This is a genomic window from Sinomonas sp. ASV486, assembly GCF_030908215.1.
Classification (GTDB): Bacteria; Actinomycetota; Actinomycetes; order Actinomycetales; family Micrococcaceae; genus Sinomonas; species Sinomonas puerhi.
In genome coordinates this window covers 9,524-20,751 of sequence record NZ_JAVFJK010000012.1, presented here as the reverse complement: position 1 = coordinate 20,751, position 11,228 = coordinate 9,524, and the positions used below count along the sequence as shown (strand labels likewise).

The 11,228-nt window shown below is 70.0% G+C and carries 10 protein-coding genes and 1 pseudogene; 4 read left to right on the top strand and 7 right to left on the bottom strand.

Annotation, left to right across the window (positions count from 1 at the left end):
- Positions 1-173 precede the first annotated feature (173 nt).
- Positions 174-1,346, top strand: coding sequence for a GAF domain-containing protein (locus RBS60_RS16165; protein WP_307958621.1), 1,173 nt, complete (start codon positions 174-176; stop codon positions 1,344-1,346).
- A gap of 202 nt (positions 1,347-1,548) precedes the next feature.
- On the top strand, positions 1,549-3,336 hold the full coding sequence (locus tag RBS60_RS16160) for an NAD(P)/FAD-dependent oxidoreductase (protein ID WP_307958619.1): 1,788 nt from the start codon (positions 1,549-1,551) through the stop codon (positions 3,334-3,336).
- A 143-nt stretch (positions 3,337-3,479) separates the two neighbouring features.
- On the opposite strand, the gene RBS60_RS16155 is transcribed toward RBS60_RS16160, so the two are convergent.
- A complete protein-coding gene (locus RBS60_RS16155; protein ID WP_307958618.1) occupies positions 3,480-3,839 on the bottom strand; it encodes a VOC family protein in 360 nt (119 codons plus the stop codon).
- A 294-nt stretch (positions 3,840-4,133) separates the two neighbouring features.
- Between RBS60_RS16155 and RBS60_RS16150 the strand changes: the two genes are divergently transcribed.
- Positions 4,134-5,570 (top strand): amino acid permease, encoded by a 1,437-nt coding sequence (locus tag RBS60_RS16150; RefSeq protein ID WP_307958617.1) that lies wholly within the window; start codon positions 4,134-4,136, stop codon positions 5,568-5,570.
- Between the two features lie 157 nt (positions 5,571-5,727).
- Here the strand turns inward: RBS60_RS16150 and RBS60_RS16145 are convergent, their stop codons facing one another.
- Both RBS60_RS16145 and RBS60_RS16140 read right to left on the bottom strand, forming a co-directional pair.
- Positions 5,728-6,531, bottom strand: coding sequence for a methyltransferase domain-containing protein (locus tag RBS60_RS16145; RefSeq protein ID WP_307958616.1), 804 nt, complete (start codon positions 6,529-6,531; stop codon positions 5,728-5,730).
- 4 nt (positions 6,532-6,535) lie between these two features.
- A complete protein-coding gene (locus RBS60_RS16140; protein WP_307958615.1) occupies positions 6,536-7,453 on the bottom strand; it encodes a sigma-70 family RNA polymerase sigma factor in 918 nt (305 codons plus the stop codon).
- A 74-nt stretch (positions 7,454-7,527) separates the two neighbouring features.
- Here RBS60_RS16140 and RBS60_RS16135 point away from each other — a divergent pair, with 74 nt between their 5' ends.
- Positions 7,528-8,346, top strand: coding sequence for an NAD(P)H-binding protein (locus tag RBS60_RS16135; protein ID WP_307958614.1), 819 nt, complete (start codon positions 7,528-7,530; stop codon positions 8,344-8,346).
- Here RBS60_RS16135 and RBS60_RS16130 read toward each other — a convergent pair whose 3' ends face one another.
- The 4 genes and pseudogenes from RBS60_RS16130 to RBS60_RS16115 form a co-directional block, all read right to left on the bottom strand.
- Positions 8,347-9,570: a nucleotide disphospho-sugar-binding domain-containing protein gene (locus tag RBS60_RS16130; protein WP_307958613.1), complete on the bottom strand. Its 1,224-nt coding sequence runs from the start codon at positions 9,568-9,570 to the stop codon at positions 8,347-8,349. It lies immediately after the preceding gene.
- Complete coding sequence (locus RBS60_RS16125) at positions 9,570-10,169, bottom strand: TetR/AcrR family transcriptional regulator (protein ID WP_307958611.1); 600 nt, start codon at positions 10,167-10,169, stop codon at positions 9,570-9,572. The genes RBS60_RS16130 and RBS60_RS16125 overlap by 1 nt, the downstream gene beginning before the upstream one ends.
- 52 nt (positions 10,170-10,221) lie before the next feature.
- A complete protein-coding gene (locus tag RBS60_RS16120; RefSeq protein ID WP_307958610.1) occupies positions 10,222-10,815 on the bottom strand; it encodes a TetR family transcriptional regulator in 594 nt (197 codons plus the stop codon).
- Positions 10,812-11,228 (bottom strand): annotated as a pseudogene (locus RBS60_RS16115) (hypothetical protein); the annotation flags it as partial. The gene RBS60_RS16120 and the pseudogene RBS60_RS16115, both read right to left, overlap by 4 nt.

The following is an 11,228-nucleotide window of genomic DNA, read 5'->3' as shown; positions in this document are numbered from 1 at the left end:
GCCACCACGATAGCCCAGCGCCACGATCGTGCCACGATTCGTCGGAGCATGCCACAGCCCGCAAGCAGCGGCTGGCACACTACTGTCCAAACCTGAGTGATCCATGCCACTCTGATGTGACTGTCCCCACCGGGAACGCCCGGACGACGAGAACCGCAGCCGAGGAGGTGCCTGTGACGCAGTCGCGCCTCGAGGCCGCCCTCACTGTGTTCGATGACCCGACGGCCAAGGCCCGCGAGCTCCTCGGTCTTCACCGAGCCTGGTCGACAAGCCGGCAGATCCCCGACCTCCTGCGTCCCGTCATCGCCCGCGCCTGGCAGCGGCAGGGCACCGTGCCAGGCCATCTGCGCCCCCTCGGTGACGCGGCCGTGGCGGAGCGGCGCGACCGTGCCGAGGATCTGGCGTCAGTGGTGCCTCTGCTCGGGGACAGGCTCCTGCCTCTCGCGGCCGAGGCCGGCAACGAGCTGGTGGTGAGTGACGATCAGGGCTACGTCCTGTGGGTCAGCGGCCCGGCCCCGGTGCGTCGTAAGAGCGAGGAGCTCGGCTACGTGCAGGGCGCCCGCTGGCGCGAGCGCGACGTTGGCGTCAATGCTCTCGGCACGGCGATGGAGGAACGCCGCCCCGTGCAGATCTTCGGGCCCGAGCACGGTGACGAGGACCAGCATCCCTGGGTCTGCACGAGCGCCCCGCTCCTCGACCCGCGCACGGGAACTCTGCTCGGCGTCGTCACCCTCAGCGGCTCCTACCGAACCGCCCACCCGCACACGCTCTCCCTCGTCACCATGGCCGCCGGGGAGGCCATGGGCCTGCTCCGCAGCCGCCACGCTGACGGGCTGCGCCGTCTCGCCCGCGATGCAGGCCAACGCGGGGTTGTCCCTGCCCGTGTCGCGACCCTCGTCGTGGACGACGCCGGCTGGGTCGCTTCCGCGCACGGCTACGGCGTCGGCGAACGCATCCGCCTTCCGGCAGGGCTGTCCGCGGGGCCCGCGTGGGTACCGGGCGTGGGTCAGGTCTTCGCTGAGCCGCTCGACGGCGGCTGGCTTCTTCGGGCGGCCGTGGCCCAGACACAGCTGGAGCTGCGGCCCGGACCGCCGCCCTCCGCCCTCATGCGTTCTGGGACGGATGCCACCGAGATCCCGCTGACCGCGCGGCATTTTGAGCTCCTGACCCTCCTCGCTGCCCACCCGCAAGGTCTCGACGCCCGCGAGGTGCTCTCGCGCCTCGACGGCGCTCAGACCGAGGTGACGGTCCGCGCCGAGCTCTCGCGCCTGCGCCGGCGCCTCGGCGGGCTCATCGAGAGCCGGCCGTACCGCCTGACGGTACCGGCCGCCGTCGTGCGCCCCTGACCCGGGGTCAGGTCCCGACGGTCCGGGGTCAGGTCCCGACGGTCCGGGGTCAGGTCCCGACGGTGCGGGGTCACGTCCCAACGACGCGCAGCCAATCCGCCAGGGCCAGGCCTTCCCGTGCAACGTTCTGCAACGCTCCCGACAATGTGATGCACGCCATACTGTCGAACGCATCAGCTCAGGCGTTCAAAGGAGAAGTGCAATGGGTGATGCAGCGCTGCAGGGCGCGAGGCAGTGGTTCGCGGACCTCGATGCGGCGTTCGCCGCGGGGGACGCCGCCCGGGCCGCCTCGCTGTTCGGCGACGAGAGCTACTGGCGGGATCTCGCGAGCCTCACGTGGAACATCCACACGGCCGAGGGCCGCGGCGAGATCGAGGCCATGCTCGCGGCCGTCGGCCCGGACGCCTGGCCGCGCGAGCTCGAGGTGACGAGCGCGACCGAGATCGACGGAGTGACCGAGGCCTGGTACACGTTCCGCAACAAGGCGTTCTACGGCAAGGGCCTCATGCGCCTGCGCGACGGGAAGGCGTGGACCCTCCTGTCGAGCGCCCAGGGCCTCAACGAGTTCCCCGAGCCCTCAGGTCCGCGGCGCGAGCGGGGCGCAGAGCACGGCGTCAACGTCTCGACCGAGAACTGGCTTGACCGGCGGAACTCGCGTGCCGGATCGTTCGGCATCGACGAGCAGCCCTACGTGCTCGTCGTGGGCGGCGGCCAGGGCGGGATCGGCCTCGCGGCACGGCTCAAGCGCCTTGGCGTCCCCGCGCTCGTGATCGACAAGCACCCGCGTCCGGGCGACCAGTGGCGATCGCGCTACCACTCGCTGTGCCTCCACGACCCGGTCTGGTACGACCACATGCCGTACCTGCCGTTCCCCGACCACTGGCCGGTCTTCACCCCCAAGGACAAGATGGGCGACTGGCTCGAGCACTACACGAAGATCATGGAGCTCGACTACTGGTCCAACACCGAGGCGCAGAGTGCGAGCTTCGACGAGGACGCCCAGCAGTGGACCGTCCGCGTGGTCCGTGACGGTCGCGAGCTCACCCTGACCCCGACGCACCTCGTCATTGCCACGGGCATGTCCGGCATTCCGAGCATCCCGAAGCTCGAGGGCCAGGACGTGTTCGGCGGCGACCAGCACCACTCGTCGAAGCACCCCGGCGGAGCGAAATATGCGGGCAAGAAGGTCGTCGTGGTGGGCTCCAACAACTCGGCCCACGATATCTGCGCCGACCTGTGGCAGAACGGCGCCGAGCCGATCATGCTCCAGCGCTCGAGCACGCACATCGTGAAATCCGATTCGCTCATGGAGGTGGTGCTCGGGCCGCTCTACTCGGAAGAGGCACTCGCCAACGGGATCGACCACGAGACCGCGGACCTCATCTTCGCCTCTATCCCGTACAAGGTGCTCCCGGACTTCCAGCGCCCGGCCTTCGACGAGATCCGCGAGCGGGACAAGGACTTCTACGACAGCCTCGAGCAGGCCGGCTTCCAGCTGGACTTCGGGGACGACGATTCGGGCCTCTTCCTCAAGTACCTCCGCCGCGGCTCCGGCTATTACATCAACATCGGCGCCTCCGAGCTCATCGCCAAGGGTGCGATCCGGCTCGCGAACGGCCAGATCGACCGGCTCGAGGAGGACGCCGTCGTGCTCGCGGACGGCACCCGGCTCGAGGCCGACGCCGTGGTCTACGCGACGGGCTACGGCTCGATGAATGGATGGGCGGCGAAACTGATCTCGCAGGAGGTCGCGGACAAGGTGGGCAAGTGCTGGGGCCTAGGATCGGACACGGTCAAGGATCCGGGCCCGTGGCAGGGCGAGCTCCGCAACATGTGGAAGCCCACGCAGCAGGAGAACCTGTGGTTCCACGGCGGCAACCTCCACCAGTCGCGCCACTACTCGAAGTACCTCGCCCTCCAGCTCAAGGCGCGGCTCGAGGGGCTCGAGACCCCCGTCTACGCGCTGGCCGAGACACACCACACCTGCTGAGGAGGACTCCTGAAGGAGGAGAACGTCAAGATCCCCGTGTATCCCTGACGCCCGCTCGGCTGCAGCGATGCGAACGACGGCGAGGGGTCGGCTCGAGCGGGAGCCGGCCCCGCGCCGTCGTGCGGATCTCCCTTTCCACACTGCTAGCTCAGGCAGAGGCAGAACGGGTGTCCCGCGGGATCGAGGAACACGCGGAACGTGGTCCCGGGCTGGTGGTCATGCTTGGTGGCCCCGAGCCCGAGGACCGCCTGCTCGGCGACGTCGAGGTCGTCGACCACCACGTCGAGGTGCATCTGCTGGGGCACGTGCTGGCCGGGCCACTGGGGAGCCGTGTAGGCCTCGACGCCCTGGAAGTCGATGACCTGGCCGTAGTCGGCACGAATCGTGGCCCACTCCTGAGATGACTTCTCGACTTTCCAGTCCAGCAGGGCCGAGTAGAACTCCGCGAGAGCGGCGGGGTCTGGACAGTCGATCACTACATTGGGAAACCGTGCGATAGCCATGCAGGCACGCTATCGGGGCAAGCGGACAGCATCTGTCCTCAAAGGGCGGCCCGCTGCCAAGCAGTGGTGGGCCAACCCCTGCAGGTGAACCGCGTCACCCACCGCTGTGGCAGGGCCAACGTTTCAATCAGGTTGCGAGAGCTTCCCACAAAAACAGGAGTTGTCTCAGGGTCACCAAAATCGGGCGTCTGCACCATGGGCCGGTATAAACCCTGTGCGATCGGCCCCGCATGCGCATCTGACAGGCCTTCACCATTGATTCCGTACTGACCCACAGAGATGGAGGTGAGGCTCATGGCTTCCCAACCCGAACTCCACAAGACCCTCAAGCCGAGGCACCTGTCGATGATCGCGATTGCGGGCGTCATCGGGGCCGGGCTCTTCGTCGGCTCCGGGGTGGCGATCCACCAGGCCGGCCCGGGCGTCCTCGTCGCATACGCGGCGGCCGGCGTCGTGGTGATCCTCGTGATGCGTATGCTCGGCGAGATGGCTGCCGCGAACCCCGAGACCGGCTCGTTCTCCGCCTATGCGGACAAGGCCCTGGGCCGGTGGGCCGGGTTCAGCATCGGCTGGCTGTACGCATGGTTCTGGATCATCGTCCTCGGCATCGAGGCCACCGCAGGCGCGGCGATCATGCACCGCTGGATGCCTGGCGTCGACCAGTGGATCTGGGCCCTCGTGCTCATGATCGCCCTCACGCTGACCAACGTGTGGAGCGTCAAGTCCTACGGCGAGTTCGAGTTCTGGTTCGCGTCCGTCAAGGTGACGGCGATCGTCCTGTTCCTCATCGCGGGCATTGCCGCCATCTTCGGCCTCATCCCCGGCCTCCCGGCTCCCGGCACCACGAATCTGCTGGGCCATGGCGGCTTCATGCCCAACGGGGGCGACGCCGTGCTCGCGGGCATCCTCGTCGTCGTGTTCTCGTTCTTCGGAGCCGAGATCGCCACAATTGCGGCAGGCGAGTCCGCCGACCCCGTGACGGCGGTCCGCAAGGCAGTCAACTCGACCGTGTGGCGCATCCTGGTGTTCTACATCGGCTCGATGGCCATCGTCGTGACCCTCCTGCCCTGGGATGACACGTCCGTGGCCAAGAGCCCGTACGTCGCCGTGATCGAGCGATTCGGCATCCCGGGCGCTGGCACCATCATGGACATCGTCGTGCTGACGTCGGTGCTCTCGTGCCTCAACTCCGGCCTCTATACGGCCAGCCGCATGATCTTCTCGCTCTCCACCCGCGGAGACGCACCGAAGTCCTGGGCCCGCATCTCCGGCCGCGGCGTCCCGGTCCGCTCGGTCCTCGTCTCCACGGTGGTCGGGTTCATCACGGTCGGCCTCAACTACCTCTGGCCGGACACGGTCTTCCTGTACCTCGTCAACACGTCAGGGGCAATCGCGCTGTTCGTGTGGCTCGTCATCTCGGCATCGCAGCTCATCCTGCGGCGCCGCGCCGACGCCGCCGGCACCAAGCTCGAGATCCGCATGTGGCTCTTCCCATACCTCACGTGGGCGTCCATCGTGGCCATCGTCGCACTGCTCGTGGGCATGCTCTTCCTCCCCGATACCCGGGACGAGCTCATTCTCTCGGTGGCGCTCGCCGCCGTGCTCATCGCGATCGGCGTCCTCCGGTACCGGCGCCAGCGCGGCCCCGTGGGTCCCCACACGCACACCATGGCAGAGGACCGGGCCGAGGCCGCCGAGGTCGCCGCAGAGGCCCACGGGCACGGCGCCTGACCCTCAGAGCACCTCTGGGCACCTCAGCGCACCTCAGGCCATCGGTGAAACGCAGCGTTCGCACAGCGGCGCGTACGACGGCGCGGGGCCGGCTCGAGCAGGAGCCGGCGCCGCGCCGTCGTGGGTCAGGTCACGACGGATGCGCCTGCGGGACGGGTCAGGCGATGCCCGTGAAGAAGATCGCCGTGAGCAGGCCCGAGAAGGGCTGATCCCCGAAGCGTTCCGCGAGAACACGGGTCACGTCTTCGGTGATCTGCGCGGGGTCTCCGTACTCTTCGGCGAGCTCGTGGGCCAGAGGGGTGCCCTGGCAGTGCGCCAGGGCGATGTCCCGCGCAGACGTTGGAGCACTGCGGCAGACGACGTCCCGGATGGTGACGTCCGAGAACCCAGCGGCCTCAAGCTCGCCGCGGATGATCGTGTGATCGGAGTATGCAAAGGGAATGCGGCGGATCAGCATGGGCGCCCGGCCGGGGAAGAGTTCCTCGAGCGCCTCCTGGACCGCGAGGCTCACCTCGTTGCGCTCGAGCGGCCCCCATACCGCAGCGGATAGCCGGCCCCCGGGCTTCAGCACCCGGCGCGCTTCCGCGTAGCCGCGCGGCCGATCGGGGAAGAACATGATGCCGAACTGGCTGACGAGCGCGTCGAAGGATGCCTCCGGGAAGGGGAGATCCAGGGCGTCGGCCTGCTGCCACCGGATGGACTCGGAGGCGGGGAGGACCACCTCGGCCCGCGAGAGCATGGCTGGGTTGAGGTCGGTGGCCGTGATGGTGGCGCTCGGGAGGATCCGGTGAAGCGCCCTTGTCACGATGCCCGTCCCGGCCGCCGTCTCGAGGACGGTGCCTGGGCCGGAGGAGGCCACCTCGGCAGCCAGGTCGTTCGCGAAGTCCTGGAACATCATGGGCACGAGGACGGTGTCGTAGAGCTCCGGGATGGACCCTGTGAAGGCTGCTTCTGAGGACATGCGATCAGTATGGGACCGGCCCGGGGGCGCCGCCACGTCCGCGCCAGCCTTCGAGGACTGAGACCCCAAGCGCGGCGAGCCGCGAGGGGTCCGCCACGACGTCCACCCGGGTGACACGTTCGCCGTCCTGCGTGGACTGGACGGTGAACAGCAGCGCGATCCGCAGCCGGCCGCGCGGGGCCACCACGATGCCCACGGCCCCGTCGATGATCGCGGTCCGCGCGAACGGCGCCCGCGCGGCGGAGGCAGCGGCCGCCCGAGCGACCTTCTGGGAACCGCGAAGGGCGACGGCGACACCTCCCGGGACCGCGGCGCCGTCCGCCACAAGCAGCACCTCCGGATCGAGGACGGCCACGAGCGCCTCGAGGTCGCCCGTCCGCACGGCCCTCAGATAGGCGTGGACGGCGCGGGCCTGGCGCGCCCGGTCCGGCTCCGGGACCGGCGAGCCCTCCACACGGCGTCGAGCACGGCTTGCGAGCTGGCGCGTCGCCTCCGCGGACTTGTTGAGGATCTGCGCGATGGGCTCGAACGGGACGTCGAACATGTCGTGCAGAACGAACGCGAGCCGCTCCGCCGGCTGGAGCCGGTCCAGCACGACGAGCAGCGCGAGTCCCACTTGGTCTGCGAGGAGGGCCTCCTCTTCGGGTCCTGGGTCCAGGCGTGCAGCGGTGAGCGCTGCCTCGAGGGGTACCTCCGGCCGAGCCCCGCGCGAGCGCAGCACGTTCAGGCAGATCCGCCCCACCACGGTGGTGAGCCACGCGGGCAGGCTTTCGATCGCCTCCGCCTCGGTGCCGGACAGCCGCAGCCATGCCTCCTGCAGGGCGTCGTCCGCCTCCGCGAGCGAGCCGAGCATGCGGTACGCGACGCCGCGGAGCCGCGTCCGCTCGACCTCGAAGCGCTCGGCCAGAAGATTTTCCTCCACGGCTGTCACACTTCCGCACTCCACGGTGTCAGGCAAGCAGGACGGGAGATGCCCGGACGGAGGAGGAGAAGACCATGGCAACGACCATCCTGGTGACCGGCGGGACCGGCACGCTGGGCCGGCAAGTAGTGGAGCGGCTCGTAGCGGCGGGGCATGCGGTGCGGGTGGCGAGCCGGCGCGCGACCGTGCCTGATCCTGCGCACGACGCCGCGCGGCCGGCTGCCGTGGAGAACGTCGCCGCAGACCTCGACACGGGACGCGGCGTGGACTCGGCGCTCGCGGGCATACGCACGGTGGTCCACTGCGCGGGCGCCCAGAAAGGCGACGGCGACAAGGCACGGATGCTTGTGAGGGCCGCGCGTGACGCTGGCGTTATCCATCTCGTATTCATCTCGGTTGTCGGCGCGGACAGGGTCCCCGTGACAGGACGGTTCGACCACATGGCGTTCGAGTACTTCGCATCCAAGCGCGACGCCGAAGGGGTCGTCGAGGGATGCGGGATCCCGTGGACCACACTCCGCGCGACCCAGTTCCACGACCTCGCCCTGCTCACCCTCAAGGCCATGGCCAAGCTGCCGGTGGTGCCGGTGCCCAGCGGGACCCGGTTCCAGCCCGTCGATTCGGGCGAGGTCGCGGACCGGCTCGTGGAGATCGCGCTCGGCAGTCCCGCGGGCTACGTCCCGGATCTGGGCGGGCCGACCGCCTATGCGTTCGGCGACCTCCTGCGCTCGTACCTCGCCGCGGCGGGGCTGCGCCGTCTCATCGTTCCGGTGAGGCTGCCCGGCGACGCGGCCCGGGCGATCCGCGCCGGTGCCAATCTGGCGCTGGACCATGCGGACGGCCGCCGGACCTGGGAGGAGTTCCTCGCGGGACATCTGCCGGTCCGGGCCTGATCAGGTTCTCAGGAGCTCCTCGACGGCGTCCGCTCCGGCGGCAGCCCCGCCTGCGGCGCGGTAGCCGGCAGCGACGCGCCCCGCGCCGTCGGCCATCCCCGCTGCCCGGCGTACCGCGTCCCGGAGGCGGTCCGGGGTGAGCCTTCCCTTGGACAGCCGCACACCGGCATGGGCGTGGGCAACGCGGGCGCCGACTTCGAGCTGGTCGCGACCCCAGGGCACGACGACGGTGGGTACCCCCGCGCCGAGGGCCTTCTGGGTGGCGCCCATGCCGCCGTGGGTCACGGCGACGGCGGCGCGGGCCAGAATGGGTCCGTGCGGGACGAACTGCTCGATGCGGACGTTCGGAGGAAGGGGCCCGAGGTCCGCGACGCCGGCGGCCATGGTGACCACCACGCGGTAGGGCTCCTCCGCGAGACCTGCGACCGCGGCCCGCGCGAGCGCCTCATCGGCCTGGTACTCCGAGGACGTCGTGACGAGGGCGAACGGGTCACCGGGCTCGTCGACCCAAGCGGGTACCTCGGACGGCGGTTCCCACGGCAGAGCCCCGATCGAGCGGATCTGCGGGAGCCAGTCGGTGTGTGCGTAGTCGAACGGCTGGGACGTCGTGACGAGCATGAGCGGGGCCGAGCGGAAGAACTGGTCCACCGTGTCCACGGCTGCGAGCCCGTGTTCGGCGCGCACCGAGTTGATCGGCCCGAGGTACCGCTTGGTGAGCTGGCCCATGATGAGGCTGCGCAGCGTGGCGTCGCGGATGCGGCCGAGCGGCCCGCCCCGCGGAGCCAGGCCGGGTCCGAACGGCGGCGTCCCCGCCGAGCTGATCGGCGGGACGTAGGGGCTGAAGGATGCCCACGGCCCGCCCCAGGCCTGCGCAGCGGCGGCGGCACCCCACGCGTTGATGTCGACGATCGCGGCGTCCGGGGCCACGTCCCGCAGCGATGCGGCGGCGTCGGCGCCGTCGAACTCCGCCCGCTGCGTGAACGTCTCCGCGTTCGCGGACAGCGCCTCGAGCGGGTTCCGCGCGCTGAAGTCCTGATGCCAGATGGCCGCGATCCGTGCGTCGGTCGGTTCCGCCTCGAGGCCGAGGCGTCGGAGCGTCTCCACGTGCTCGGCGAACGTGCGCACGTGGACGCGGTGGCCCCGGGACCGCAGCTCGAGCAGGAGGGGCGTCATCGGGAAGAGGTGTCCCGTCGCGGGTGACGTGTAGGCGAGGATCGTGGACATCATGGCCTCCGGACCAACGGCTCGAGGAGCTCGAGCAGCGAATCGATGTACGCCTCGAGGCTCAGCCCGGCGTCGTGCCGGAGGAGCTTGTAGACGTAGACGTCGCACACGGCGACGAACTGGGCCAAGCGGCGCGTGCGCCCAGGGTCGCTGAGCCCCTCGAGGTAGGGGGCGAAGACGCGCTCGCACCATGCGCGGTGGATGTCGCGGGCCATCCGGGTGCGGTCCGCGATGTACTCGGAGTTCGGTTCCTCGGAGAGCATCCGGAGCGCAAGGGGAGCGTCGGCCTCGTAGTGCTCGGCTAGGTTGGCGATGGCTCCGGGCAGGTCTCCGACGGGCGCACGGTCGCGGAGCGTTCTCACGCGGGCCGCGGCACGCTCGCCGGCTGCAGCAAGCACCCCGTCCCAGTCTCCGCAGTGGCGCAGGACCGTCTGGACCGTCACGCCGGCCCGATCGGCCACGAGGGCGAGCGTGAGCTGGCTCAACGGCCGCTCGATGAACAGTTCGAGGGCGGCCTCGGCGATCCTGCCAGCCGTGGCGGCGGCTGCCTCGGCACGCTTGCCCATGGCGTAAGGCCGTGTCCCGGCCTCAGAATTCATGTTAATGACACTAATGCGAAAATCTCGCGTCGTCCAGACTCCGATGGCGGCCTCAGGCCTCGAACCGGAGTCCTGACTCGAGCAATGCGAGGGCACTGTCCATCATGGCGGGCAGGTCGCCTCGCCCGTCGTCGGCCACCCACCGCTCGAGCACCGCCGTGAGGGCGCCCATGAGTGCACCGGCCGCGATCGCGATGCGCGGATCGTCCTCGGCGATCCCGAGCCGGCGGGCAATGACGTCCCCGAACAGGTGGCTGATCTCGTGGTTCGCCGCGAGGATCCTGTTCCGCAGCGCGGGGGTGGTGAGGGTGAGCCTCATGCGCTCGAGGACGCGCTCGCGGTCCTCGCGGTAGAACGTGGTGAACCCGACCCGGATGGCGGCGCGGAACGCGCCGACGAATCCGGCGTCCAGCGGCGCCTTCTCAAGGGCCGCGATGAGCGTGGGGTCGTACTCGTCGGAGAGCACGAGGTCCTCTTTGGTGGGGTAGTAGCGGAAGCACGTGCTCGGGGAGACTTCGGCTTCGGCAGCGATCTGCTCGACCGTGGTCGCGTCATACCCCTGGGCGGCGAAGAGGCGCAGCGCCACATCCTGGATGAGGCGCCGCGTCTTGGCCTTCTTGCGCTCGCGCAGACCGGGTTCCGTCATGTACTCATCTTGTCAGCCCTGATGGGCGCCGGCTGGGCGGACGACGCCGTGTGCTCGCCGCGGGCACGTCCGGGCAGGACCGCGGCCATCACCACGGCGATGAGGACTGCTGCGGCGAAGCAGACGACGCTCACTACGTGGACGCCGTCCAGGTAGGCGCTCCCGGCCGCGGCCTTGAGGGCGCTCCCCGCGGGCCCGAGCCGCGAGGCCACGGCGACGGCCCCGCCGATCGAGTCGTGTGCGGCGTCGGCGGCCGCGGCGGGAAGGTGCGCCGTCGCGGCGTCCATGCCCCCGCGGTACACGGCGGTGAGGACGCTGCCCAGGATCGCGACCCCGAGGGCGCCCACGGTCTGCTTGACGGCCAGGTTGACCGCTGTACCGGTGCTCTGGATCCCGTCCGGCAGCGAGTCGAG